Source organism: Pseudomonas sp. GW821-FHT09C08, from assembly GCF_059418125.1.
The window spans coordinates 387,597-413,872 of record NZ_JBWKPG010000004.1 but is presented as its reverse complement, the minus strand read 5'-3'; the positions used below and the strand labels follow the sequence as shown (position 1 = coordinate 413,872).

Annotated in this window: 24 protein-coding genes; 10 read left to right on the top strand and 14 right to left on the bottom strand. The window is 60.9% G+C overall.

Translation table 11 applies throughout. The features are described from left to right. Positions 1-28 precede the first annotated feature (28 nt). The gene (locus AC07OJ_RS16535) at positions 29-1,069 is read right to left on the bottom strand and encodes a DUF2066 domain-containing protein (RefSeq protein WP_495094827.1); all 1,041 of its coding nucleotides are present in this window, start codon (positions 1,067-1,069) and stop codon (positions 29-31) included. A gap of 356 nt (positions 1,070-1,425) precedes the next feature. Between AC07OJ_RS16535 and purM the strand changes: the two genes are divergently transcribed. The 4 genes from purM to AC07OJ_RS16515 all read left to right on the top strand — a co-directional run bounded on the left by purM (position 1,426) and on the right by AC07OJ_RS16515 (position 4,352). Further along, positions 1,426-2,484 carry a phosphoribosylformylglycinamidine cyclo-ligase gene (gene purM, locus AC07OJ_RS16530; protein ID WP_005790182.1) on the top strand — a complete coding sequence of 353 codons (1,059 nt, stop codon included), beginning with the start codon at positions 1,426-1,428 and terminating at the stop codon, positions 2,482-2,484. Beyond that, positions 2,484-3,134 carry a phosphoribosylglycinamide formyltransferase gene (purN, locus tag AC07OJ_RS16525; RefSeq protein ID WP_065909707.1) on the top strand — a complete coding sequence of 217 codons (651 nt, stop codon included), beginning with the start codon at positions 2,484-2,486 and terminating at the stop codon, positions 3,132-3,134. The genes purM and purN overlap by 1 nt, the downstream gene beginning before the upstream one ends. Before the next feature lie 8 nt (positions 3,135-3,142). Next, positions 3,143-3,856 carry a DUF3108 domain-containing protein gene (locus AC07OJ_RS16520; RefSeq protein WP_065909705.1) on the top strand — a complete coding sequence of 238 codons (714 nt, stop codon included), beginning with the start codon at positions 3,143-3,145 and terminating at the stop codon, positions 3,854-3,856. Between the two features lie 307 nt (positions 3,857-4,163). Then, positions 4,164-4,352, top strand: a complete 189-nt coding sequence (locus tag AC07OJ_RS16515) for a hypothetical protein (protein ID WP_065909702.1) — start codon at positions 4,164-4,166, stop codon at positions 4,350-4,352. A gap of 633 nt (positions 4,353-4,985) precedes the next feature. On the opposite strand, the gene AC07OJ_RS16510 is transcribed toward AC07OJ_RS16515, so the two are convergent. From AC07OJ_RS16510 to AC07OJ_RS16480, 7 genes are all read right to left on the bottom strand, one after another. Next, positions 4,986-5,531 carry a DUF2058 domain-containing protein gene (locus AC07OJ_RS16510; protein WP_010208656.1) on the bottom strand — a complete coding sequence of 182 codons (546 nt, stop codon included), beginning with the start codon at positions 5,529-5,531 and terminating at the stop codon, positions 4,986-4,988. Between the two features lie 25 nt (positions 5,532-5,556). After that, positions 5,557-6,390 (bottom strand): nucleoside triphosphate pyrophosphohydrolase, encoded by an 834-nt coding sequence (gene mazG / locus AC07OJ_RS16505; protein ID WP_495094826.1) that lies wholly within the window; start codon positions 6,388-6,390, stop codon positions 5,557-5,559. A gap of 161 nt (positions 6,391-6,551) precedes the next feature. Next, the gene (relA, locus tag AC07OJ_RS16500; protein WP_065909697.1) at positions 6,552-8,795 is read right to left on the bottom strand and encodes a GTP diphosphokinase; all 2,244 of its coding nucleotides are present in this window, start codon (positions 8,793-8,795) and stop codon (positions 6,552-6,554) included. A gap of 122 nt (positions 8,796-8,917) precedes the next feature. Then, on the bottom strand, positions 8,918-10,270 hold the full coding sequence (gene rlmD / locus AC07OJ_RS16495; protein WP_495094825.1) for a 23S rRNA (uracil(1939)-C(5))-methyltransferase RlmD: 1,353 nt from the start codon (positions 10,268-10,270) through the stop codon (positions 8,918-8,920). Then, positions 10,270-11,172 carry a cysteine synthase CysM gene (gene cysM, locus AC07OJ_RS16490; protein WP_065909693.1) on the bottom strand — a complete coding sequence of 301 codons (903 nt, stop codon included), beginning with the start codon at positions 11,170-11,172 and terminating at the stop codon, positions 10,270-10,272. The genes rlmD and cysM overlap by 1 nt, the downstream gene beginning before the upstream one ends. 173 nt (positions 11,173-11,345) lie before the next feature. Then, positions 11,346-11,951, bottom strand: coding sequence for a tRNA-uridine aminocarboxypropyltransferase (locus tag AC07OJ_RS16485; protein ID WP_495094824.1), 606 nt, complete (start codon positions 11,949-11,951; stop codon positions 11,346-11,348). Positions 11,952-11,956: 5 nt separating this feature from the next. Continuing rightward, a complete protein-coding gene (locus AC07OJ_RS16480) occupies positions 11,957-12,850 on the bottom strand; it encodes a LysR family transcriptional regulator (RefSeq protein ID WP_017134867.1) in 894 nt (297 codons plus the stop codon). A gap of 488 nt (positions 12,851-13,338) precedes the next feature. On the opposite strand from AC07OJ_RS16480, the gene speB reads away from it, so the two are divergent. The 4 genes from speB to AC07OJ_RS16460 are packed head-to-tail and all read left to right on the top strand — an operon-like array spanning position 13,339 to position 17,654. Next, positions 13,339-14,289 carry an agmatinase gene (gene speB / locus AC07OJ_RS16475; protein WP_065909690.1) on the top strand — a complete coding sequence of 317 codons (951 nt, stop codon included), beginning with the start codon at positions 13,339-13,341 and terminating at the stop codon, positions 14,287-14,289. Beyond that, a complete protein-coding gene (locus tag AC07OJ_RS16470; RefSeq protein WP_106803008.1) occupies positions 14,289-14,711 on the top strand; it encodes a YybH family protein in 423 nt (140 codons plus the stop codon). The genes speB and AC07OJ_RS16470 overlap by 1 nt, the downstream gene beginning before the upstream one ends. Positions 14,712-14,732: 21 nt before the next feature. Continuing rightward, on the top strand, positions 14,733-16,247 hold the full coding sequence (locus tag AC07OJ_RS16465) for a purine-cytosine permease family protein (protein WP_106803007.1): 1,515 nt from the start codon (positions 14,733-14,735) through the stop codon (positions 16,245-16,247). A gap of 24 nt (positions 16,248-16,271) precedes the next feature. Beyond that, positions 16,272-17,654 carry a sodium:solute symporter family protein gene (locus AC07OJ_RS16460; protein WP_106803006.1) on the top strand — a complete coding sequence of 461 codons (1,383 nt, stop codon included), beginning with the start codon at positions 16,272-16,274 and terminating at the stop codon, positions 17,652-17,654. A 63-nt stretch (positions 17,655-17,717) separates the two neighbouring features. Here the strand turns inward: AC07OJ_RS16460 and AC07OJ_RS16455 are convergent, their stop codons facing one another. From AC07OJ_RS16455 to ptrR, 3 genes are all read right to left on the bottom strand, one after another. Continuing rightward, entirely contained in the window at positions 17,718-19,817 is a 2,100-nt protein-coding gene (locus AC07OJ_RS16455; RefSeq protein WP_213553250.1) for an FAD-dependent oxidoreductase, read from the bottom strand. A 502-nt stretch (positions 19,818-20,319) separates the two neighbouring features. Then, on the bottom strand, positions 20,320-20,442 hold the full coding sequence (locus AC07OJ_RS16450) for a PA1414 family protein (protein ID WP_003193089.1): 123 nt from the start codon (positions 20,440-20,442) through the stop codon (positions 20,320-20,322). A 142-nt stretch (positions 20,443-20,584) separates the two neighbouring features. Continuing rightward, on the bottom strand, positions 20,585-21,478 hold the full coding sequence (ptrR, locus tag AC07OJ_RS16445) for a putrescine utilization regulator PtrR (protein ID WP_065909679.1): 894 nt from the start codon (positions 21,476-21,478) through the stop codon (positions 20,585-20,587). 103 nt (positions 21,479-21,581) lie between these two features. On the opposite strand from ptrR, the gene AC07OJ_RS16440 reads away from it, so the two are divergent. Beyond that, positions 21,582-22,790: an MFS transporter gene (locus tag AC07OJ_RS16440; protein WP_495094823.1), complete on the top strand. Its 1,209-nt coding sequence runs from the start codon at positions 21,582-21,584 to the stop codon at positions 22,788-22,790. Here the strand turns inward: AC07OJ_RS16440 and AC07OJ_RS16435 are convergent. The 3 genes from AC07OJ_RS16435 to AC07OJ_RS16425 all read right to left on the bottom strand — a co-directional run bounded on the left by AC07OJ_RS16435 (position 22,702) and on the right by AC07OJ_RS16425 (position 25,689). Next, complete coding sequence (locus tag AC07OJ_RS16435; RefSeq protein ID WP_495094822.1) at positions 22,702-24,144, bottom strand: NCS1 family nucleobase:cation symporter-1; 1,443 nt, start codon at positions 24,142-24,144, stop codon at positions 22,702-22,704. The two genes, AC07OJ_RS16440 and AC07OJ_RS16435, sit on opposite strands and share 89 nt — an antisense overlap. A 196-nt stretch (positions 24,145-24,340) precedes the next feature. Next, a complete protein-coding gene (locus AC07OJ_RS16430) occupies positions 24,341-24,739 on the bottom strand; it encodes a DUF2177 family protein (protein ID WP_201145680.1) in 399 nt (132 codons plus the stop codon). Positions 24,740-24,852: 113 nt separating this feature from the next. Beyond that, positions 24,853-25,689 carry a CvfB family protein gene (locus AC07OJ_RS16425; protein ID WP_034099624.1) on the bottom strand — a complete coding sequence of 279 codons (837 nt, stop codon included), beginning with the start codon at positions 25,687-25,689 and terminating at the stop codon, positions 24,853-24,855. A gap of 324 nt (positions 25,690-26,013) precedes the next feature. Between AC07OJ_RS16425 and AC07OJ_RS16420 the strand changes: the two genes are divergently transcribed. Continuing rightward, entirely contained in the window at positions 26,014-26,193 is a 180-nt protein-coding gene (locus tag AC07OJ_RS16420; protein WP_003193095.1) for a PFL_1563 family small protein, read from the top strand. The last annotated feature ends 83 nt before the right edge of the window (positions 26,194-26,276 follow it).

The following is a 26,276-nucleotide window of genomic DNA, read 5'->3' as shown; positions in this document are numbered from 1 at the left end:
TCTTTGCTTCTATATAAAGGAAGAACGTTTACCAGCGAAAACGCAGCTGCGCCTGCGGCTCAGGAGCGGGCGCCGGCTGGGTGCCATCACCCACTGGCTGCTGCATAGGCGCCTCGCCGGCCGGCACCTCCTGCAACTTGGCCAGGCTCAACTGGGTACGCAACTGGTCGGCGCTGCCGTTGACGCGATACACAATGCGATTGCCATCCACCCGCAGCGGATGGCCACCAAACGGCTCGAGCAGATGACCCAGGGCCGCGTAGCGCTCCAGGTTCATGCCCTGCACTTCCAACAGTTGTTCGGCGCTCGCACCGGGCTTGACCGCAAAACGCGGCGCCAGCTTCTGGCTGACGGCCAACATCACCGCATCGGCCACGGCGGCGGTGTCGGCGCCTTGCGCAGTGCCCTGATCGCTCTTGTCGCCCAGCCACAGGCGCCATTTGGCCTGCCACTGATTGCCTTCCTGGCGCGCGTGCACGGCGAGCAAGGCATCGGCGCCGTAGCGTTCGGAAGCGGCGCGCAATGGCGTGGCATCGGCGCTTTCAAGGTTCGGCGCGGTGGCAACGACCTGCTCATCCAGATCGCCCAGCGGCAGGCGCAACGGCAAGCCACGGTGTTGTGCCGCACGGCGCAGCGCCTGGGCGATAGTCTGACCATCACCCACCAGGCTGCTGCCTTCGGTGGAGTCGTTCAGCCACCAACCGAGGATCGAGGGCCGATTGCTGCCCCAGATCGACAGGCCGGCGTCACGCAGGGCGCGATCGGTGCTGACTGGGTCGAAATCGACTTGCAGGCTTTCCGGCGGGCCGGCGTCGTAGCCGTATTGACTGATGATTTGCTGCGGATCCTTGCGCACCGCCGCCAGGCCCGGGCCATCGGCGGCCTTGGCATCGCCGGTGAGGCGGATCACCAGCGTCTGCACGGCGCGCTGGGTGGCCTGGTCGCGCTCCTGCGGGGACTGACTGCTGACCGGTTCAAGTACTTGATAAAGACCATTGAGGGTTTCGGCATGACTCGCCAGGCTGACCCAAGACAGGCAGCCCACAAAAAAGAATTTACACAGACGCATGGAAGATTCCCGAACGACAAATTTAGCGGCTGGAACAGACCGCGTGAACTCGGCTTGGCAAGGCTGTGACCACAGCGACCGGTAAAACATTCACAGGGTCTCGGTAAGTTTTCGTACTGTCATAACGATAGCGGATTAAAGGCTATACCTTAATACGCAGCATGGCAGACCCGATTAGCATTTTTTTAACCGGCTTTTTTCAGATATGCAGCCCTGCCCGTCGGCCCGAGGATGGCCGCTGCCCCTCAAGCCTGATAAAATCGCGCGCCTTCGCAGACCGTCAACGGCTGGGCCGCTGTTCAAAAGCCCCTGCCCGCTCGGTCGTTACCCAGAAATCCCCCCTAAAGGCCTGGATCATGAGCAAGCAACCCTCCCTGAGCTACAAGGACGCCGGTGTAGACATCGACGCCGGTGAAGCATTGGTCGAACGCATCAAGAGCGTCGCCAAGCGCACTGCGCGCCCCGAAGTCATGGGCGGCCTGGGCGGTTTTGGCGCCCTCTGCGAAATCCCGGCCGGCTACAAGCAGCCTGTGCTGGTTTCCGGCACCGACGGCGTGGGCACCAAGCTGCGCCTGGCGCTGAACCTGAACAAGCACGACAGCATCGGCATCGACCTGGTGGCCATGTGCGTCAACGACCTGGTGGTGTGCGGCGCCGAGCCGTTGTTCTTCCTGGACTACTACGCCACCGGCAAGCTCAACGTCGAGACCGCCACCCAGGTAGTCACCGGCATCGGCGCCGGCTGCGAACTGTCGGGTTGCTCTCTGGTCGGCGGCGAAACCGCTGAAATGCCAGGCATGTACGAAGGCGAAGACTACGACCTGGCCGGCTTCTGCGTCGGCGTCGTGGAAAAAGCCGAGATCATCGACGGCTCCAAAGTCGCCGCGGGTGACGCCCTGCTCGCCCTGCCTTCTTCCGGCCCGCACTCCAACGGCTACTCGCTGATCCGCAAGATCATCGAAGTGTCCGGCGCCGATATCGAGAACATCCAGCTCGACGGCAAGCCACTGACCGACCTGCTGATGGCCCCGACGCGCATCTACGTCAAGCCACTGCTCAAGCTGATCAAGGACACTGGCGCGGTCAAGGCCATGGCCCACATCACCGGCGGCGGCCTGCTGGACAACATCCCGCGCGTGCTGCCAAAAGGTGCCCAGGCAATCGTCGACGTGGCCAGCTGGCAGCGTCCTGCAGTGTTCGACTGGCTGCAAGAGAAAGGCAACGTCAACGAAACCGAAATGCACCGCGTGCTGAACTGCGGCGTGGGCATGGTCATCTGCGTGGCACAAGAGCACGTGGAAACCGCGCTGAATGTACTGCGTGAAGCCGGCGAGCAGCCATGGGTCATCGGCCAGATCGCCACTGCCCCGGAAGGCGCAGCCCAGGTTGAACTGAAGAACCTCAAGGCGCATTGATGTCCCAGACCTGTGATGTCGTGGTGCTGCTTTCCGGCACCGGCAGTAACTTGCAGGCCCTGATCGACAGCACGCGCACCGGCGACAGCCCGGTGCGCATCGCTGCGGTGATCTCCAACCGCAGCGACGCCTACGGCCTGCAACGCGCCAGGGACGCGGGCATCGAAACCCGCTCCCTGGATCACAAGGCTTTCGAAGGCCGCGAGGCCTTCGACAGTGCCCTGGTCGACCTGATCGACGCTTTCAACCCCAAACTTGTGGTACTCGCCGGCTTCATGCGCATCCTCAGCGCGGATTTCGTGCGGCACTACGAAGGGCGCCTGCTCAATATCCACCCTTCCCTGCTCCCCAAGTACAAAGGCATGCACACGCACCAGCGCGCACTCGACGCCGGTGACAGCGAGCATGGCTGCAGTGTGCACTTCGTCACCGAGGAACTCGATGGCGGGCCTCTGGTCGTACAGGCAGTGGTTCCGGTAGAGTCTGACGACTCGGCGCAGACGCTTGCGCAACGGGTTCACACCCAGGAACACAGGATTTACCCGCTGGCGGTTCGCTGGTTTGCCGAGGGGCGGTTGATTCTTGGCGACCAGGGTGCATTATTGGACGGTCAGTTACTTGCGGCCAGCGGCCACTTGATTCGAACCTAGGAGATTTTATGCGTCGCGCCTTGCTCTTCGCTTTTGCGCTGTTCGCCTTGCCTGCCGTGCAAGCAGCAGACCTTCACCCTTTCTCCGCGAGCTACACCGCCGACTGGAAACAGTTGCCCATGAGTGGTTCGGCTGAGCGCAGCCTGACCAAGAACGGCGACGGCACCTGGACCTTGAATTTCAAGGCTTCCATGATGATCGCCAGCCTGACCGAAACCAGCGTGATCCAGTTTGACAAGGATGCCCTGCAACCGAAGAGCTACACCTTCGAGCGCGGCGGCCTGGGCAAGGCCAAGAAGATCAACCTGGACTTCGACCAGGCGGCCAAGAAAGTCACCGGTTTCGAGAACAAGGACCCGGTCAATGTGCCCTTGCAAAGCGGCATGCTTGACAAGTCCACCTACCAGTTGGCGCTGCAGCGCGACGTGGCAGCGGGCAAGAAGAGCATGAGCTACAACGTGGTGGAAGGCACTGACGTCGACACCTACGACTTCCGCGTGATCGGCCCGGAAAAGGTCCAGACCAAGGTCGGCTCCATCGACGCGATCAAGGTCGAGCGCGTGCGTGACCCGACGCAGAGCAAGCGCATCACCCAGATGTGGTTTGCCAAGGACCAGGGTGGCATCCTCGTTGCCCTGCGCCAGGTCGAGACCGACGGCAAGGAATACAACATCATGCTGCAGGACGGTACCGTTGACGGCAAGGCTGTCAAAGGTAGCTGATCGGTAGATGGAACAAAGAGCCTCGCGAATGCGGGGCTTTTTTTCGCCTTGGATGTGTGGCGGCTCGTAGAACGCCATCGCCGGCGAGGCCAATAAAGGGCTAAAAAGCCTCACTCGAACATGAAACTTTTGTCATATAACTCAGCACCCTGCGGCGCAATGTCGCGGTTTTCGCGGCCTGCAGCACTGTTGCGTTTTGCGCAATGATTTGTTGCGTGCAAAATCGGTTTACTTAGCAAGCTAACAAAACATATAACAAAGGCCTGCGACGACTTGCCGCAGATCCACCAGAGATTGGAGCAAGCAGATGACTGTAAAAGTAACTGAACGCGACGACGAACATATGTCCCACGAAGCACTGGGCCATGGGATTCACATCTGGGATGTACACCAACAAGATATGTTGGTCGGCATGTTTCACAATGAGAGCGACGCTCATAATTATAAAAACGAGCTTGAAGCCCTTGAAATGAGAAGCCAGGCGCAAGGCTCCTGAGACTCTGAAATCCTGTAGGCATCCCAGCCCCACGCAGCTGGGGTGCCTATAAACAAAAACCCCGCCTTTTGAGCGGGGTTTGTGTTTTGTTGGCTTGGTTTTTTTGGGCTTGGTTTTTTTTGGGGGCGCTTCGCACCCCAACGCAGGGCAAGCCTGCTCGCCACAACACACCTGTCACTCTGACAAGCCTGCTTGCCACGACACACCTGTCACTCTGACAAACCTGCTTGCCACGACACTCCTGTCATCCTCACAAGCCTGCTTGCCACGACACACCTGTCACCCTGACAAGTCTGCTTGCCACGACACACCTGTCACTCTGACGAGCCTGCTTGCCACGACACTCCTGTCATCCTCACAAGCCTGCTTGCCACGACACACCTGTGACCCTGACAAGCCTGCTTGCCACGACACACCTGCCATCCTGACAAGCCTGCTTGCCACGACACACCTGTCACCCTGACAAGCCTGCTTGCCACGACACACCTGTCACCCTGACAAGCCTGCTTGCCACGACACGCCTGTCATCCTCTCAAGCCTGCTTGCCACGACACGCCTGCCATTCTCACAAGCCTGTGTGCCACGGCGACGCTGCAGCTCCTCACAATCGGGTCATTGCAATGCTTTGACCCCTTACCACATCAGATCGTCAGGGATCTGGTACGCGGCGTACGGATCATCCTCGTCCGGCACCTGGCTTTCGGTGAGGATGTTGAGCTGCACGATACGCTCCGGGGCGCGTTCCTGGATCTTCAGGGCGGCCTCGCGCGGGATCACCTCGTAGCCGCCGCCGTGGTGCACGATGGCCAGGGAGCCGTTGCTCAGCTTGTTGCGCATCAATGTGTTGACCGACAGGCGCTTGACCTTCTTGTCATCCACGAAGTTGTAGTAGTCCTCGGTGGTCAGCTTGGGCAGGCGCGAGGTCTCGATCAGTTGCTTGACCTGGGCCGTGCGGGCCTTGGCCTCGGCTTTTTCCTGCTGCTGGCGGTTCAGCTCCTGGTCGCGCTTGACCTTCTCGGCCTGCGCCTCGGCAGCCAGGCGAGCCTGGGTATCATCGGCCTCGATCTGGCCCTTGTGGACCAGGCGCTGCTGTTTCTGTTTCTCTTTGCCGACCTGCTTGGCCTGCTTTTGGTTGACCAGACCTGCTTTGAGCAACTGGTCGCGAAGGGAAAGGCTCATGGTGCTTACTCACTTAGGCAACTGCTCAACCGCAGCTGGACACATTCTTTTCCTGACGTTTGGCTTCGCCCCACAGGGCGTCCAACTCTTCGAGGGTGCAATCTTCTATGGGTTGGTGCGTGTCGCGCAATGCCTGTTCGATAAATCGGAAACGGCGTTCGAACTTGGCGTTGGCGCCACGCAGCGCGGTTTCGGGGTCGACCTTGAGATGACGGGCCAGGTTGACTGCCGCAAACAGCAGGTCACCGACCTCGTCGGCGATAGCCACCGGGTCGTTATCGGCCATGGCTTCGAGCACTTCATCCAGCTCTTCGCGCACGTTGTCGACCACCGGCAAGGCCGATGGCCAATCGAACCCGACCTGGCTGGCGCGCTTCTGCAATTTGGCGGCACGCGACAACGATGGCAACGCGGTCGGCACATCGTCCAGCAGCGAGAGCTGCTCCGGTGCGTCGGATTTTTCCGCGCGCTCCTCGGCCTTGATCTGCTCCCAGCGCTCCTTGACCTGCTCCTCGCTTAACTGCGGAATATCCAGCGGCGCGTACAAATCACCGGTCGGGAACACATGCGGATGGCGACGGATCAACTTGCGGGTGATGCTGTCGATCACCCCGGCAAATTCGAAGCGCCCTTCTTCGCGCGCCAGCTGGCTGTAATACACCACCTGGAACAACAGGTCACCCAGCTCGCCCTGCAGGTGATCGAAATCCCCGCGCTCGATGGCGTCGGCGACTTCGTAGGCTTCTTCCAGGGTGTGCGGGACGATGGTTGCGTAGGTTTGCTTGAGGTCCCACGGGCAGCCGTATTGCGGGTCCCGCAGGCGCTTCATGAGGTGCAGCAGGTCTTCAAGTGAATACATCAGTCAATCTCTGCCCATTGTCTGGAACCGCTGAAAATCTACTGTGGGAGCTGGCTTGCCTGCGATGGCCTCCACTCGGTCTGTCAGTCAGACCGAGTCGCCTGCATCGCGGGCAAGCCCGGCTCCCACAGACAGCAGCCCTTATACATTTTCAGACCGCATTACGGGGTGCGATTACGCCGGGTTTCAATGATGTTCGGCAACTGGGAAATCCGCCCCAGCAACCGCCCCAGCGCATCCAGTCCCGGGATCTCGATGGTCAGGGACATCAACGCGGTGTTGTCCTCTTTATTCGAGCGGGTGTTGACCGCCAATACGTTGATCCGCTCGTTGAGCAGCACTTGCGAAACGTCACGCAGCAGACCGGACCGGTCGTAGGCGCGGATCACGATGTCCACCGGGTAGGTGAGCACCGGCACCGGGCCCCAGCTGACCTGGATGATCCGCTCCGGCTCGCGCCCGCCCAACTGCAGCACCGAGGCGCAGTCCTGGCGGTGAATGCTCACGCCACGGCCCTGGGTGATGTAGCCGACAATGGCATCGCCTGGCAGAGGCTGGCAGCAGCCGGCCATCTGGGTCAGCAGGTTGCCCACGCCCTGGATCTGGATATCGCCGCGCTTGCCCGGCTTGTAGCCCGTGGCCTTGCGCGGGATCAGCTCCAGCTGCTCGTTGCCGCGTTCCGGCTCGACCAGTTGCTGGGCCAGGTTGACCAGCTGCGCCAGGCGCAGGTCGCCGGCACCGAGGGCGGCGAACATGTCTTCGGCGATCTTCATGTTGGCTTTTTCGGCCAACTTGTCGAAGTCCACCTGCGGCAGGCCCAGGCGCGCCAGTTCGCGTTCGAGCAGGGTCTTGCCGGCGGCGACGTTCTGGTCGCGCGCCTGCAGCTTGAACCAGTGGACAATCTTCGCCCGCGCCCGCGACGTGGTGATGTAGCCCAGGTTCGGGTTCAACCAGTCGCGGCTCGGCGTGCCATGCTTGCTGGTGATGATCTCGACCTGTTCGCCGGTCTGCAGGCTGTAGTTGAGCGGCACGATACGCCCGTTGATCTTGGCGCCACGGCAGTTGTGGCCGATCTCGGTGTGTACGCGGTACGCAAAGTCCAGCGGCGTGGCGCCCTTGGGCAGGTCGATGGCGTGGCCGTCGGGAGTGAAGATGTAGACCCGGTCCGGCTCGATATCCACCCGCAGCTGTTCCGCCAGGCCGCCGATGTCGCCAAGCTCTTCGTGCCATTCCAGCACCTGGCGCAGCCAGGAGATTTTCTCTTCGTACTGGTTGGACCCGGCCTTGACGTCGGTGCCCTTGTAGCGCCAGTGCGCGCACACCCCCAGCTCCGCCTCTTCGTGCATGGCGTGGGTGCGGATCTGCACTTCCAGCACCTTGCCCTCGGGGCCGATCACCGCCGTGTGCAGCGAGCGATAGCCGTTTTCCTTGGGGTTGGCGATGTAGTCGTCGAATTCCTTGGGAATGTGCCGCCACAGGGTGTGGACGATGCCGAGCGCGGTGTAGCAATCGCGCATTTCCGGCACCAGCACGCGCACCGCACGCACGTCGTAGATCTGGCTGAAGGCCAGGCCCTTGCGCTGCATTTTGCGCCAGATGGAATAGATGTGTTTGGCGCGGCCGCTGATGTCGGCATCCACACCGGTGGCCTGCAGCTCGGAACGCAGCTGGCCCATCACGTCGGTGATGAAGCGCTCACGGTCGAGGCGCCGCTCGTGCAGCAGGGTGGCGATCTGTTTGTATTGATCGGGTTCGAGGTAGCGGAAGGACAGGTCCTCCAGCTCCCACTTGATATGGCCGATGCCCAGGCGGTGCGCCAGTGGCGCGTAGATGTCGAACACCTCGCGGGCCACGCGGTTGCGCTTTTCGTCGTCAGCGGTCTTTACCGCACGGATCGCGCAGGTGCGTTCGGCCAGCTTGATCAGGGCGACGCGCACGTCGTCGACCATCGCCACCAGCATCTTGCGCAGGTTTTCGACCTGGCCCTGGGTGCCCAGCACCATCGACTGGCGCGGGCTCAGGCTGGCACTGATGGCAGCCATGCGCAGCACGCCGTCGATCAGTTTGGCCACCACCGCGCCGAAGCGCTGGCTGACCGTCGGCAACGGAATGTGCCCTTCACGCACGCCGCGATAGAGCACGGCGGCGATCAGCGAATCCTGGTCCAGCTTGAGATCGGCGAGGATCTCGGCGATTTCCAACCCGGTGCGAAAGCTTGAAGTGCCTTCGGCCCACAGGTTCTTGGCCGCATTGTCTTGCTGTTCAGACTCACGAGCGAACTCGCAGGCTGCTTTCAAGGCTTCACGGTCCAGTGCCGGGTCGACACTGATGGCATGATCCAGCCATGCCTCGAGATTGATACTGCCGTCGGTGTTGATCGGCTGGTGTGCTCTCACCTGTACCATCTTGCTTACCTTCCCTACGACGCACCTTCGGTGCGCCAATATCATCGCCGACCTTTTACTGCAGACTCCCTGGCAGATCACAGGCCTTGGAGAATGCAGGCCAGTCGGATTAAACGGGCATCCTAGCCCGCCTCAAATAACGCCATGGCCTCGACATGCGCTGTTTGCGGAAACATGTCGAGGATCCCGGCACGTTTTAGCCGGTAGCCTTGCTTGACCAACTCAACCGTGTCCCGCGCCAGCGTGGCCGGGTTGCAGGACACATACACCAGGCGCTTGGCCCCAAGGGTGGCGAGCTTGCGCACAACCTCCAGGGCACCGTCACGGGGTGGGTCCAAGAGTACCGCAGAAAAGCCCTGTTTGGCCCATTCCGCGTCAGTCAAAGGCTGGGACAAATCGGCCTGAAAAAACTGCACATTATGCAAATTGTTGCTGACGGCGTTGAGTGCCGCGCGGTCCACCATGGTTTGCACGCCTTCCACCGCCACCACTTCACGCACCTGGCGCGCCAGTGGCAGGGCGAAGTTGCCCAGGCCGCAAAACAGATCCAGCACCCGCTCGTCGGGTTGTGGCGCCAGCCATTCCAGGGCCTGGGCGACCATCGCCTCGTTGACGCCGGCGTTGACCTGGACAAAATCCCCTGGCCGGTACGCCAGCTCCAAGTCCCATGCGTCGAGTCGAAAACCGAGTGGCAGATCAGCCTCGACGGGTTCCGGCTGGCCCTCGCCATGCAGCCACAATTGGGCTTCATGGAACGCGCAGAATTCTTTCAGGATCAGCAGATCCGCATCCGACAACGGCGCCATATGCCGCAGCAGCACGGCGACGGACGAGCCACTGAACAGCTCCACATGGCCCAGGGCCTGTGGCTTGCTCAGGCGGCGCAGCATGTTGGGCAGGCGCTGCATGATCGGCTGCAAGGCCTGTACCAGCACCGGGCAATCATCGATGGCAATGATGTCCTGGCTGGCCACAGCGCGGAAACCCACCTCGAGTTTTTTCGCCTTGGCATCCCAGCGCACAGCCACGCGGGCGCGGCGCCGGTAGCCGAATTCCGGCCCGCTCAACGGGGCTACCCACTCCAGCGGTTCGACCGCCGCCACGCGGGACAGCTGCTCGGCGAGCATGCGCTGTTTCAGGGCAAGTTGTTCGTCATGGGGCAGGTGCTGCACGCTGCAGCCACCGCAGCGGCCGAAGTGCGCGCACGGCGCAGGGCGGCGCAGTTCGCTGGCCTTGAAGACTCTTTCGGTGCGCGCCTCGACCACTTTGCCATGGGCGCCCAACACCCGCGCTTCAACCTCTTCGCCGGCGAGCGCGCCGTTGACGAACCAGGTGCGACCTTCAAAGAACACGATGCCACGGCCATCGTTGGCCAGGCGCTCGATGGTCAGGCGCTGTTTCTTGCCCACGGGAATCTGTGGGGCCCGGCTGCCGCCCGTCGGTTGGAAGCGCAGGCCTCTCTCGTGCTTGGCCATCAGTTGGGCGCGTCGAAGATGCCGGTCGACAGGTAGCGGTCGCCTCGGTCACAGATGATCGCGACGATCACCGCGTTTTCCACTTCCCGGGACAGGCGCAACATGCCCGCCACCGCGCCACCGGAGGACACGCCGCAGAAGATGCCTTCTTCACGCGCCAGGCGGCGGGTGGTGTCTTCGGCTTCACGCTGGGCCATGTCGATGATGCGATCCACGCGCGTCGAGTTGTAGATCTTCGGCAGGTACTCTTCGGGCCAGCGGCGGATGCCGGGGATGGCCGAGCCTTCCATCGGTTGCAGGCCGATGATCTGGATGTCGGGGTTCTGCTCCTTGAGGTAGCGCGAATTGCCCATGATGGTGCCGGTGGTGCCCATCGAACTGACGAAATGGGTGATGGTGCCCTGGGTCTGGCGCCAGATTTCCGGACCGGTGGAGGTGTAGTGCGCCTCGGGGTTATCGCCGTTGGCAAACTGGTCCAACACCAGGCCACGACCTTCGGCGGCCATGCGCTCGGCGAGGTCACGCGCGCCTTCCATGCCTTCTTCCTGGGTGACCAGGATCAGCTCGGCGCCATAGGCGGTCATCGCTGCCTTGCGCTCCGCGCTGCCGTTGTCGGGCATGATCAGGACCATCTTGTAGCCCTTGATCGCGGCGGCCATGGCCAAGGCGATCCCGGTGTTGCCGGAAGTGGCTTCGATCAGGGTGTCGCCGGGCTGGATCTGCCCACGCAACTCGGCGCGGGTGATCATCGACAGCGCCGGGCGGTCTTTTACCGACCCGGCCGGGTTGTTGCCTTCGAGCTTGAGCAACAGGGTATTGCTGGTTTCACCCGCCATGCGTTGCAAGCGGACCAGGGGCGTGTTGCCGACGCAATCGGCGATTGTAGGGTACTGCAAGGTCATGGCGTATTCGCAATCCAGACTGCGGGGGCGAACATCATACCGGGAAAGGCTGGCGGGCCATATCACGCAAAGTGCGGTGCTTATGGCGTAAAGGAATAAGCACGCACTGTGTGGACGCGCGCCTACAGGAAATGTGCGGGCTCGCCGGCGATGGCCGCGCCCCGGTCAATAGCCTACCCGCCCTGTCCGTCGCCATGATTCTTGCGAAACACCTCCTCCCCCATCGCCGCAATCTGCCCCTCGATCAACGCTTCAAAAGGTTTGAGCAACGGTTCGAAGGAGGTTGGCGCCTCCAGCACCTGTAACGCCTGCATAATCGCCTCGACCGTCGACAGCGCACCCGGCCCCGGCGCCTTGCGCAATCGATAGCGGGAAACCGCGCCTTCGGCCAGCGTCACCCTTGGCAACGCCGCCAGCAACGGATTGAGGTGCAGCAGCTTGCGCGCCTTGCGCCACGTGCCGTCGGGGACTACCAGCAACAGCGGTTGATCCCCAGACGCGTAGGCTTGCAACGGCTGGGCATCGTCAGCCGGAAACAGCAACCGCGCCTGATAGCCGGGCGGGTTCAATAATGTCGACAGGTCGTCGAATACCTCACCCACGACCAACTGCGCGTTGTTCAACCCCAACGCCGCCAGCCGCGCAGTGTTCAGCGCATGGTTGACCTCACTCGGATGCTGCAACAGCAACACCCGCGTGCGGCTGTCGAGGCTCGGGATCAGCGCACACAGGCAGTGAGTGGCGGGCCTCAGGCAGGTGGGGCATTGGGGTCTGGACATGATTATCAGGCCTGGTTGAGCTGAGCTTTGAGCAGATCGCGGAAAGTCTGGATCAGCGGTTCGCGGCTGCGACCGCGGCGCATGATCATCGAGAACGGCGCCTGGTAGCCGAAGGTGGCCGGCAACAGGACGCGCAGGTCGCCCTTGTCGGCCCAGGCCTGGGCGTAGTGCTCGGGCAGATAGCCGATGTAGGCACCGGACAGCACCAGGATCAGTTGCGCCTCCATACTTTCCACGGTCGCCGCGCTGTGCTTGAAGCCATGGCGCGCCAGCTCGGCCTGGCTCCAGTAGCCGCGTCCGACCATGCGTTGCTGGGTGATCACCTGTTCGGGGATGCGTCGCTCGTTGAACAGCGGATGCCGGGTACTGCAATACAACCAGTGCTGCTCACGGTACAGCGGCATGTAGATCAGCCCGCTCATGCGGTTGGAAAAGGCGCCGATGGCCAGGTCCAGGCGGTTGTCCTGCACGCCGAGCTGCAGTTCGTACGGGCTCATCACCGACAGGTGCAGGTGCACCGCCGGATGCTCGAGGCTGTAGGCGCCGATCACTTCGGCGAACGGCAGGGCCTTGTCGCTGACGGTGGAGTCGAGCACGCCCAGCTTGAGCGTACCGCGCAGCTCGCCCTTGAGCGCGGCGGCGTATTGCTCGAAGCCTTCCAGCTCGCCCAATAGACGCAAGGTTTCCTGATGAAACAACTCGCCTTTGCTGGTCAGGCTGAACCCGCCCCGGCCACGATGGCACAGCACCAGGCCCAGTGCGCTTTCCAACTGGCTCATATAGGTCGAGATGGCCGAGGTGGACAGGTTGAGTTCGTGCTGCGCGTTGGCAAACCCCTGGTGGCGCACGACGCTGACAAAGATGCGCAGGAGTTTCAGGTCGGGCAAGGCGTTGGCCATCGGGTCTCCGGGTGTCTCGTGGCAAGCGGGCTAGTTTTGGTGCACAGGCTTGTCGTGTTGCAGAGGCTTGTTGTGTTGCACAGGCTTGTTGTGTTGCACAGGCTTGTTGTGTTGCACAGGCCTGTTGTGTTGCACAAGCTTATTGTGGCGAGCAGGCTTGCCCTGCGTTGGGCCGCGCAGCGGCCCCGAAACCTGACGACTCATTACTTCTGGAAAACCACAGTGTGTTCTGGGGGCTGCTTCGCCCCCCAACGCAGGGCAAGCCTGCTCACCACAACAAGCCTGCTCACCACAGAAAACCTGATCACCACAGAAAGCCCGCTCACAACAGAACCCCCGCTCATCACAGAGAACCTGCTCATCACAGTCTACCTGCTGGCATTAGTTTAGAAAAATCTGAACTAAGTATTTGCCCCTGCCGATTCTTCCCGTCCCGGGCTTTTCGCAGAATCGGTCTCTAATAAACAAAACAACGATGAGGCAATCCCGTGGACAAGATTTTCCACCAACCACTGGGCGGCAACGAAATGCCGCGCTTCGCCGGCATCGCCACCATGATGCGTCTTCCCCACCTGCAAACGGCCAAGGGCCTGGATGCCGCCTTCGTTGGCGTGCCCCTGGACATCGGCACCTCGCTGCGCGCCGGCACCCGCTTCGGGCCGCGTGAAATCCGCGCCGAGTCCGTGATGATCCGCCCGTACAACATGGCCACCGGCGCCGCACCGTTCGACTCGCTGTCGGTGGCGGATATCGGTGATGTGGCGATCAACACCTTCAACCTGCTCGACGCCGTGCGCATCATCGAAGAAGCCTACGATGAGATCCTCGAGCACGACGTGATCCCGCTGACGCTCGGCGGCGACCACACCATCACCCTGCCGATCCTGCGGGCGATCCACAAGAAACACGGCAAGGTCGGGCTGGTGCACATCGATGCCCACGCCGACGTCAACGACCATATGTTCGGCGAGAAAATCGCCCACGGCACCACTTTCCGCCGCGCCGTGGAAGAAGGCCTGCTCGATTGCGACCGCGTGGTGCAGATCGGCCTGCGTGCCCAGGGCTACACCGCCGAAGACTTCAACTGGAGCCGCAAACAGGGCTTCCGTGTGGTCCAGGCCGAAGAATGCTGGCACCACTCTCTCGCGCCATTGATGGCCGAAGTGCGTGAGAAAGTCGGCGGCGGCCCGGTGTACCTGAGCTTCGATATCGATGGCATCGACCCGGCCTGGGCGCCCGGCACCGGCACCCCGGAAATCGGCGGGCTGACCACCATCCAGGCCATCGAGATCATCCGTGGCTGCCAGGGCCTCGACCTGATTGGTTGCGATCTGGTAGAAGTTTCGCCGCCCTACGACACCACCGGCAACACCTCGTTGCTGGGCGCCAACCTGCTGTACGAGATGCTCTGCGTACTGCCCGGCGTGGCGCACCGCTGATGAGCGCGCAAGCCGAGGTACTGACTGCCGCCGCCGATCTGGTGGCGGCCTTCGCGCGCAATGACCGCGAGGCCTATTTCGGCGCGTTCACCCACGATGCCAGCTTTGTGTTCTACACCCTCCCTCAGCCGCTGCTCAGTCGCGATGCCTACCAGGCGTTGTGGGACAGCTGGCGTCGGGACGAGGGATTCGAGGTGCTGTCCTGCACCTCGAGCAATGCCTTCGTCAGCCTGCAGGGTGACGTGGCGATATTTATTCATGACGTGGCCACCGAGTTGCGCATGAACGGGGAGCAATTTCATAGCCAGGAACGCGAGACCATTGTCTTCAAACGGCAAGGGTCTGGCGCAGAACAACAAGGCCTGTGGCTGGCCTGTCACGAACATTTGTCCGCTATGCCGGAAGGGCTGCCGCCCCATTAGCCAATGTGATCGGAGCAGATCATGAATAATAAAAACAACGAAAACAGTATTCGCAAAATAGAAACCAACGGGGTCGAACAGATCCCGGACCACGAGCGTACCGCCGGCCCCAAGGATCTGTTTCGACTGATCTTCGGCGGTGCCAATACCTTTGCCACCGCCGTGCTGGGTGCCTTTCCGGTGTTGTTCGGCTTGTCGTTCCAGGCCGGAGTCTGGGCGATCGTGCTGGGCGTGCTGGTGGGTGCGCTGATCCTGGCGCCGATGGGCCTGTTCGGGCCGATCAATGGCACCAACAACGCCGTGTCTTCCGGTGCGCACTTTGGTGTGCACGGGCGGATTGTCGGCTCGTTCCTGTCGCTGCTGACGGCGATTGCGTTCTTCTCACTGTCGGTGTGGAGTTCAGGCGATGCGCTGGTAGGCGGTGCGAAACGCCTGGTGGGCTTGCCTGAAACTGACCTGACCCTGGGCCTGGCCTACGGGCTGTTTGCGCTGCTCGTCCTCACCGTCTGCATCTACGGCTTTCGCTTCATGCTGTGGGTCAACCGCATCGCGGTGTGGGCGGCGAGCCTGTTGTTCCTGCTGGGGATCTTCGCCTTCGCGCCGGCCTTCGACAGCCACTTCGCCGGCACCGTCGCCATGGGCCAGGCCGGGTTCTGGGCGGCCTTCATCGGCGCCGCGCTGGTAGCCATGAGCAACCCGATTTCCTTCGGTGCATTCCTCGGCGACTGGTCGCGCTACATCCCGCGTGAGACGCCGAAAATGCGCATCATGCTGGCGGTGGTCCTCGCGCAGATCGCCACGCTGATCCCGTTCCTGTTCGGCCTGGCCACCGCGACCATCGTGGCGGTCAAGGCACCGGACTACATCGCGGCCAACAACTACGTCGGCGGCCTGCTGGCGGTTGCGCCCAGCTGGTTCTTCCTGCCGGTGTGCCTGATCGCGGTGATCGGCGGCATGTCCACCGGCACTACCTCGCTGTATGGCACGGGGCTGGACATGTCCAGCGTGTTCCCGCGCCTGCTGTCGCGGGTCAAGGCCACGCTGCTGATCGGGGTGATGTCGATTGCCTTCATCTTTATCGGACGTTTCGCCGCCAACCTGGTGCAGAGCGTGTCGACCTTCGCCGTGCTGATCATCACCTGCACCACGCCGTGGATGGTGATGATGATCATCGGCCTGATCGTGCGTCGCGGCTTCTACTGCCCGGATGACCTGCAGGTCTTCACCCGCGGTGAAACCGGCGGCCGCTACTGGTTCAGCCATGGCTGGAACTGGCGCGGGCTGGGGGCCTGGATCCCGAGCGCGCTGGTCGGCCTGTGCTTCGTCAACCTGCCTGGGCAGTTTGTCGGGCCGCTGGGCAACCTGGCCGACGGGATTGATATCAGCCTGCCGGTGACGCTGGGACTGGCTTCGGTGGTGTACCTGACCTTGCTGCGTGTGTTCCCGGAACCAGCGGCCGTTTATGGCCCCAGGGAGCTGCTGCACAGCCCCACGGGAGCAAGCTCCCCCGCCACAAAAAGCGCCTCAATAGCCTAAAAAAATAATCGGAGAACCGCCGTCATGGCTTTGGATTTATTCGTCGTACTCATCTACGCCGCCGGCATGCTCGTGCTCGGCTATTACGGCATGCGCCGCGCCAAGACCCACGAAGACTACCTGGTGGCTGGCCGCAACCTGGGCCCGTCGCTGTACATGGGCACCATGGCCGCCACAGTGTTGGGCGGGGCGTCCACCGTCGGCACCGTGCGCCTGGGTTACGTGCACGGCATCTCCGGCTTCTGGCTGTGTGCCGCGCTGGGCATGGGCATCATTGCGCTGAACCTGTTCCTGGCCAAGCCGCTGCTGAAGCTGAAGATCTTCACCGTGACCCAGGTCCTGGAAAAACGCTACAACCCCATGGCCCGCCAGGCCAGTGCGGTGATCATGCTGGCCTACGCGCTGATGATCGGCGTGACCTCGATCCTGGCTATCGGCACGGTGCTGCAGGTGCTGTTCGGCCTGCCGTTCTGGATCTCGGTGCTGCTTGGTGGTGGCGTGGTGGTGGTGTACTCGACCATCGGCGGCATGTGGTCGCTGACCCTAACCGACATCGTGCAATTCGTGATCAAGACCGTCGGCCTGATGTTTATCCTGCTGCCGATCTGCCTCTACCGCGTGGGCGGCTGGGATGAACTGGTGGCCAAGCTGCCGGCATCCAGCTTCAGCTTCACCGCGATCGGCTGGGACACGATCATTACCTACTTCATGATCTACTTCTTCGGCATCCTGATCGGCCAGGACATCTGGCAACGAGTATTCACCGCCCGTGACGAAAAGGTCGCCAAGTACGCAGGTACGTTCGCCGGCTTCTACTGCATCCTCTACGGCTTGGCCTGTGCACTGATCGGCATGGCCGCCCATGTGCTGATTCCGGACCTGGACAACGTCAACAACGCCTTTGCGGCCATCGTCAAAATGTCGCTGCCGGACGGCATTCGTGGCCTGGTGATCGCCGCTGCACTGGCAGCGATGATGTCCACCGCCAGCGCCGGCCTGCTGGCCGCCTCTACCGTGCTGACCGAAGACCTGCTGCCGCGCCTGCGCGGTGGCAAGCAGTCGAGCCTGAGCATCAACCGCCTCTTCACGATGCTGACCGGCATTGCCGTGCTGGGTATCGCGCTGGTGGTGAGCGATGTGATCAGCGCCCTGACCCTGGCCTACAACCTGTTGGTGGGCGGCATGCTGATCCCGCTGATCGGTGCGATCTTCTGGAAACGCGCGACCACCTCGGGGGCGATTACGTCCATGACCCTGGGCTTTGTGACAGCGCTGGTGTTCATGATCAAGGATGGCTTGGATGCCAACACGCCGATCTACTACAGCCTGGCGGTAGGGCTGGTGAGCTTCGTGCTGGTGAGTTTGTTGTCGCGCCGGCCAGCGGGTGTGACGGCCAGCGCGGTTTGAGATACAGCGGAATTTAGAGCGGTTTCTTCAGCGGGCGCGACGTCGGATGTCGCGCCCGTTTTTTTATTGATACATTGCCGAAACGACAGGCGCTTTTGTCAGGATGATTTCCTGGACCAGAGAGGCCCAGACCAATCCCTGTGTCGTTCCCCCGGCATAAGTCCCTCCGGCCGCAATTAGGTTGTAGGCGGCGCAATAAACGATTGATAGCCCATCCGCAGTCCCGGGCCTCGCACATTCAATAATTTGCAAGTCACCATTTTCGATCGCCCTGCGATAGGACTTTGGAAAGTGACGAGAAACGGCGGCCTGACATGCCGCCAGTATCTGCGCCTTGTACTCGGGCGTGGAATCGGGCGGAACCTGCCCGCCGGAGACAAGAATGAAGTCCCCGTCCAAGCGGCAATTCATTACGCCAATGGGCAGATCGTACTGCAGCTTGAGTCCGCGAAGTCCGACAGCTTCATTACCAACAGCGCTCATCTTAAAAAACCAGCCAATGATCGCAATGACTTCTTCTTGCTCGACTCCCATTGCAGTGACGACGAAGTGTTCCCTGCTTAAGTCAGCAATTTGGATCGAGCTTAGATGCCGGGGTAGGAACTGAACCCCAGAGCGCGCCAATAGCGCCACTATCTCATCCCTTAGCTGTACAAATTCCAGATCGTAGCCCGATACCTCAAGAGCCCGACCAATCCCAGGGACGCCATAACTTGTCTGGAATTGCAGTGGAGTGATCTCTGCAAGCTCACATCCCGGCTTGCCACTCGGCCAAGGCCTTTTTTCGATATCGCGTTGCTCGCGGATCGCGACTTCTACTTCACTGGCGTCGTCCATGTAGGCTCGCACCAGCCGCGACCGTGCGAATCGTGCCAGCGAAGGGTTATCGACCAGGAGCTTTTCAAACAGCTCAATGCCCGCGCGATTGCACTCAACCGTCAAATACTGATTTCCAGGTGTCAGATAATCGTTACCTAGCGGCTTTGCAGTCGTCTCCGTGGCTGACAGATGGCGCATGTTCACTTGCTTATGACTGGCCCCATCGCTTTGCTGATTTCCTCCGTAGACTGACACCTGATAATTGGCCAAGCGGAACATCACGGCCTGAAACAGACCATTGATGCCCCTGCCGATAATCGACACGCGCGGCGCGTCGGCTTCTGCCCGCTGCGTGGGGATCATTAACGAGTGGGCAAGTTTGCGCCTGACAAGGCCGCGCAAGGCGGTCAAGCTGAGTTGAATCGAGACGGCATAGTCAAGATCGCAATGGCAGGCTTCGGTAGTTGCCGCCTGGGTAGTCAGCGTCGCCGGTTTGCGCCATTTGGAGACAGTGCAACCGAGCACCTGTGCGCGCACTCGAAAGGCATCCAACGTCTCAAACCCGTAGTCCAGGACCAGTTGGATGTCGTCAGCCGTTGCCAGGGCCTGCAAAGCGTCATCACTGAAGACATCCGGCTTGGCGACACACACAAGGCGAGCTTGCCTGTGCAGACATTGAATGAGGGCGCAATCAATGCGATGCATCGACTCATCGTTCAGGGGCACACATATCGCCACAGCACGGCTCCCCTCCAGCGCTTCAAACCAGTCCACGCCAAAGGACACTCTGGTGTCGGAACAGGCATTGCCGAAAGTGTCCGGTGCTCGTCCGTGTCGATCCAATACCTTGATCCGAACATCCGGATCTCGATCAAGCAACAACTCGACCAGCTCTCTACCCACATTGCCGTATCCCAGTACGCAGATGTCACGAGGCAGGGAGCCGTCGGCCATGGTCAGCCAGCGCGCAATATAGGCAGCGACATGCGGCGCGTTAACCCCTGGCGTATTGATCACGCGAATGTCGTTGGAGCCGCAAAGATCCAGTCGCACCTTATCCAAGCTCGTACCTCTGCGGAGCAAATGGAGGTCGCCAAATGGATGAGAGATGCGCCATTGGGCAATGACGTCGGCATCGATCGCTTGATCCCCGACAACAATCGCCACTGGGCTGAGGAGGCCGATCTGTATCAGCAGGTCCTGTTTGGTCAATGTCGGGGGGAGGAACACTACGTTGCTGGGTGCATGGGCCTTCCAGGCTCTCGATACCGGTGCGATATGGAGAATATTTCCGGTGATGGCGATGAGTGACGTGGCGACTGGCGGAATGGAAGAGGGCCTCATAGCGTTGTCTCCAACAATTCTGACTGACTAATGCCTCACATAACGCAACCTACGCTCATCTTTTGAATTGAATAAGCCAGCCGATTCCGATGAACAAGTAGCCTTATTCCGACACTTAAACGTCAAAAGCCTGATTGACATGCATGCGCTTGGACTACTTACCCGAATGATCGTGGAGCGACCCAGCAGGCGTTTCCTGGAACCAGGCGTTGTCATCCGTACAAATGCTCAGGTCATTTGGGCGGATGTGTGATGAGGGGAGGTGCGGTTATGCAAGCCTGAGGCGATAGTGGCTCAAGCGGAGGGCGGTGCGACTGGCCTTAGTGCGCATTGTTGGGCAGATGCGGCGTCAGATATCACGACCGTAGTCTGCGCCTAACACAAACAACTGTGGGAGCGGGCTTGCTCGCGAATACGGTGGGTCAGTCAATATTAACCTTAACTGACACACTGTATTCGCGAGCAAGCCCGCTCCCACTTTTAATCCTGTTGCGACCGGAGATTACCTGCGACGTGGACGACGCTGCTCATCGTCGGTGCGGATCGGCACCGGCTGCAGTGGCGGCTCGATCAAGCCCAGTGCAACACCGAGGTCGTGGAGCCAGTTCTGGATTTTCTCTTTCATGGTTGCCCCCTTTGAGGGTAATGCTGGTAGGCGCAAGTTCTGTCGCCCTTTCCTACACTGATAGTAGCCCGAAGTCCTACGTATTGCTTGAACGAAACCACAACGAACTATTACTGGATTGATCAAAATCCTGACAGATCGTTCAAGCGATTGCGCGCGTGTCCGGCAGGAACTCGGCCTTGCCCTCTTGCTGCAGGTCAATCCACGCATTGAGGTTAGCGCCGAGCATACCCTTTCGCCACATCAGCCAAGTGGTAGCAGTGGCGAAAGGCCCTGTCAGCGGATGAACGGACACGCTGTCCTTGCCCGGCAGGCTGTCGAGCATGGATTCAGACATCAGCGCCACGCCGGAGCCTGCGATCACGCAGGCGAGCATGCCTTGATAGGATTCGATCTCAATCGCCCGACCCATGGCCACGCGCTCGTGGGAAAACCAAGTTTCCAACCGCGCCCGGTAGGCGCAACTGCGTCGGAAGGTGAACACTGCGCGGCCGGCGACATCCTGCGGCCCGCGCACTGGCGGATGGTCGGCTTCGCAAATCAGCACCAGGCGCTCTTCACACAAGGCCACGCCGTCCAGCGTGGCGATCGTGATCGGGCCGTCCACAAATGCAGCATCCAGGCGACCGGTAATCAGACCTTCAAGCAACTCGCCACTGGGCGCCGATTGCACCTGCAGGTTCACCATCGGGTAAGCCTTGTGATAACGCGCGAGCAGCTTCGGCAAATGCACGGCAGCCGTGCTGTACATGCTGCCGAGTACAAAATCACCCGCCGGCTGCCCGCCTTGCACGGCGCCATGGGCTTCATCATGCAGAGCCAGCAGGCGCGTGCTGTAGTCCAACAACACTTTACCTGCAGGAGAAAGCTGCAAACGCTGGCGCTCGCGCACGAACAGCTCTACGCCGAGCTGCTCCTCCATTTGCTTGAGGCGCGTAGACAGGTTTGACGGCACCCGGTGCAACCGGTCAGCCGCCCGCGTGATGGAGCCCTCTTCCGCCACGGCCTGGAAGATGCGCAATTGACTGAACTCCATACCTTTCTCCAAAACTGAACAAGTTACTCACTATTATTCATTTTTACAGAAAGTCAATCCGCTTTAGCCTGAGGGTATTCGCTGACCCGCAGGAAACCTGACCATGTCCCCTTTGATCCGCTTACTTGCCAGCTTTGTCGCCTTGATGATGGCGATGGGCATCGGTCGCTTCGCCCTCACCCCGCAAATGCCGCATCTGCTCAGCGAGGGGCAGATCGACTTGACCGGCGCCGGACTGATCGCTGCCGCCAATTACCTGGGCTACTTTGTCGGCGCGGTGGATTCGATCTTCGCGCGCAGCCATCACCACGTACGCGGTCGCTTGTACGGCGGGCTGTGGCTGTGTGTGCTGCTGACGCTGGCGTCGTACTGGGCCCACGGGTTCTGGCCGCACCTGCTGCTGCGTTTCGGCACGGGTGTGGCAAGCGCCTGGGCGCTGGTGATGATCACCAGCCTGAGCCAGCCGCTGGCGATTGCCGCCGGCCGCCCACGCCCCGGGGCCCTGGTGTTTGCCGGGCCGGGGCTGGGGATTCTGCTGACCGGGTTGCTGGCGCTGGGCTCGAACCTGCTGGGCCAAAACTCCGCAACGCTGTGGCTGGTGTATGGCGGGGTGGCATTGGTGATGCTGCTGGCCATCCTGCCGTTTTTGCCCAAGCCTTCCGCCGCCAGCGCGCCCGTTTCCAGCCATACCGAGGTGGCCAGTAATGGCAGCATCACGCACCTGTGCTGGATCTACGTGCTGTACGGCCTGGGCTACATCATTCCGGCGACGTTTCTGTCACAGATGGCCAGCGCGCAATTCAAGGGCGCCTGGCAGGCCGATCTGTTCTGGCCCTGCTTTGGCCTGGCCGCGGCGATTGGCGTGGTGGCCGCGAGCCTGCGCCGCAAGGACCCGCACACCACCCGTCGCTGGTTGATGGCGACCCTGTGGTTGCAAGCGGCCGGGGTGTTCGCCTGCCTGCTGGGCAATGGCTGGGGGTTGGCGCTGGGCGTACTGCTGTGCGGCGGGCCGTTCCTGGCGTGCATGCAGTTGGTGATGGCGCGCTTGCGCGAAGTCGCCCCCCACGGCTACCAGCGCAGCACCGGGCTGTTGACCGCGAGCTTTGCGATCGGCCAACTGAGCGGGCCATTGCTGGCGTCGGTCAGCAGCCAACTCAGCGGCGGCCTGCAACCGGCGCTGGTAGTCGCCGGTGCGGGCCTGCTGGTAGCGGGCGGGGTGTTGGTCAGCCGGCAACCATCGGCGCAGGCACTCGCACCTGTTCGCGCCGCGACAACACCAGGAAAAACAGCCCACCCAGGAAGCATCCGGTAAACCAGGCAAAATTGGCCATGCCCTGCAACGCCGGGGTGAAGGTGATCGCGACGCCCACCAGCGTCGCCGGCACCAGCGCCTTGACCGCCGTCCCATTCACACCGCCGTCGAAGTAATAGCGCCCGCCTGGGCTGTCATCGAACAGCGCATCGACATCGATCTTCTGCTTTTTGATCAGGTAGAAATCCACCAACAGAATCCCGAACAACGGCCCGATGAAGGCGGCGAGGATGTCCAGGGTGTAGTGAATCATCAGCGGGTTGTTGAACAAGTTCCAGGGGGTGATGAAGATCGATGCCACGGCCGCGATCATCCCGCCGGCGCGCCAGCTGATTTTGCTCGGTGCGACGTTGGCGAAGTCAAACGCCGGGGAGACGAAGTTGGCGACGATATTGATGCCGATGGTCGCCGTGACAAAGGCAAAGGCGCCCAGCAACACCGCCATGCTGTTATCGATGCGCGAAACCGTCGCGATCGGGTCATGGAGCATTTCACCAAACACCGGCAAAGTGCCCGAGACGATCACCACGGTGACCAGGGAAAACGCCAGGAAATTCACCGGCAGCCCCCAGAAGTTGCCGCGCCGCACGTCGCGCATGCTGCGGCAGTAACGGCTGAAGTCGCCAAAATTCAGGGTCGGCCCGGAAAAGTACGACACCACCAGCGCCGTCGCCACGATCACCTGACCGAACGCCTGCCAGCCCGACAGCGACTTTTCTGCCAGGGTGAAGCTGATATTCGCCCAGCCGGCCTTCCACACAATCCATCCAGCCAGGGCAAACATCACCGCGTAGACCACCGGACCGGCCCAGTCGATGAAGCGGCGAATCGACTCCATGCCGGCCCAGAAGACCGCTGCCTGCAGCACCCACAGGCTGAGGAAACCAAACCAGCCCAAGTACGACAAGCCTGCGAAATGCGGCTCTGCATACACCGCCATCTGTGGGAAAAAGCGCAGCACCACGATGATCAAGGCACTCGACGCCAGGTACGTCTGAATCCCGTACCAGGCCACGGCGATCAGGCCGCGAATCACCGCGGGAATATTCGCTCCGAATACGCCAAAGGCCAGCCGGCAGATCACCGGATAAGGCACTGCCGCTTGCTGGCTCGGTTTGGCCACCAGGTTGGCGATCAATTGCACGATGCAGATGCCGGCGAGCAAGGCAATCAAGACCTGCCAACTGGCCAACCCCAACGCGAACAGGCTGGCAGCGAACACGTAGCCGCCGACGCTGTGCACGTCACTCATCCAGAAGGCAAAAATGTTGTACCAGGTCCACTTCTGCGGCAGCGGCCCCAGGTCCTGGTTGTACAGGCGTGGGCTGTAGCCTTTGGGCAAGTGTTCGGTCATCGCTGGGCTCCTCGAAATACCTGCCTGCGCTACCGTAGCGGGTGCATACGGAAGGCGGCATAGTTTGTATACGAGGCATTCAGCAGAATACATGCCAATGGCACACAATCCCTGTGTGACGGCGTTCCAAAGGGGTTTATCAGCGGTTCGCGACTGGGTTTCGCTCAGTAACGGTGCACGTAAATCCTGTACACAATCATTGGTGCACTCGATGTGCACACAGGTATCCCACGGTGCAGCAGGCCGCCGTCAGGAAGGTGCCCCACGCCATGTCCATGATCGCAAGAGCGGCCGACCAGCCGTGCAGCGTGGCCCAATTGCTCAGGTCATAGGTGCCGTAGGCGACCAGCCCAAGCAAGGCGCCAAGGCGCGCGGCGCGTTGCCAGCTGGCGCTGGGCAAGACCACGAAGACGACACAACCGAGGGCATAAAGGAGGTAAAACAGCACCGCGGGCAACAGGCGCGGCTGATCAAGCATCAGCGGGCCCAGCAAGGATTTGTAGGTCGGGCCCATCAGGACGCCGAGCCAAAGACCGTCAAGGACGAGAAACGCGAACAACGTGCCGAGGTAGGCGAACAGCGATCGTTTGGACATTGCAGTGACCTTCTGTAGGCGCTGGCTGGCCAGCGACGGCGTGTGAGGAAACACCTTAAAGGCCACTGGCCTCATCGCCGGCAAGCCGGCGCCTACAGGAGAGCAAATCGCACTCAGCTTAGTTCAATGCGATCCGCATGAATCACGATCTGGCCCTGCTTGTAGAGCGCACCGATGGCTTTCTTGAAGTTGCCCTTGCTCACGCCGAACAAGTTGCTGATCACCGCCGGGTCGCTCTTGTCGCTGACCGGCAGGGTGCCATTGTTTTCACGCAACTTGGCGAGGATCTTGGAGTTGAGGCTGGACGCCGCTTCCTGGCCGACCGGCTGCAGGCTCAGGCTGATGTTGCCATCGGCGCGGATCTCTTTGATAAAGCCTTTCTCTTCCTTGCCCGGGCGCAGGAACTTGAACACTTCGTTCTTGTGGATCAAGCCCCAATGCTTGTTGTTGATGATCGCCTTGAAGCCCATGTCGGTGGCTTCTGCGACCAGCAGGTCGACTTCCTGGCCCACCTGGTAGTTGGCAGGCGTCTTGTCGAGGTAGCGATCAAGCCGCGCAGTGGCGGTAATGCGCTTGGTGTGTTTGTCGAGATAAACATGCACCACGCAGTATTCACCGGCGCTCAACTGGCGTTTTTCTTCCGAATACGGCAGCAACAGATCCTTGGGCAAGCCCCAGTCGAGGAACACGCCGATACTGTTGACTTCAACAACTTTCAAACTGGCAAACTCGCCAACTTGAACTTTGGGTTTTTCGGTCGTGGCGATAAGTTTGTCATCGCTGTCCAGATAAATGAAAACGTTAAGCCAGTCTTCATCTTCACTGGGAATATCTTTGGGGATGTACCGATTAGGCAAGAGGATCTCACCGTCTTGCGCACCGTCCAGGTACAAACCGAAGTTCGTGTGTTTAACTACTTGCAAGCTGTTGTAGCGCCCGACTAAAGCCATTTCCAAATACCCTCATTGCGTGGGCGGCATTCTACGCGAGTTGCGCTCGCCACGCGCGCGCGCGCCTGAAAAATCGCGGCGTGCGTGGCGTTCTACTGGCACCGCCCCGCTCGTCCGATCATTCGGCTGAATTTCGGCGCGCCCGTCACGCCTCACAGCCCACTGGTTTCCAGTTAAAACAGTAAGTTAGGGGGTTAATTCAAAAACCAAGTTTGCGCATTTCCCGCCTCACGACTTATTCCCGGGGGATATTTGCCAAGCAATTGTCAAGTATTTCCTGTACGATGCCTGGCCAAGTTAATTTTCTACAGGTTAGTGGCCGCCATGCGCGTAAAAGCATCCAACAGCAAAGCAAAGCCAGCTCCCGCCGTTGAAACCAGCGAATCGATCAACAGCCAGATTGCTGCTTTCCTCAAGTCCGGTGGCGAAATCCAGCAAATTGCCAAGGGCGTCAGCGGCCAGACTTTCGGCCCGTCCAAGCAGATCAGCCTGGGTAAAAAGTAACACCGCGCAACACACCTGGTCCCTAAGCGCCTTGCCATCAAGGCGCTAGGACTAGAGCCGCAAATTCCCTCTTAAACACACTC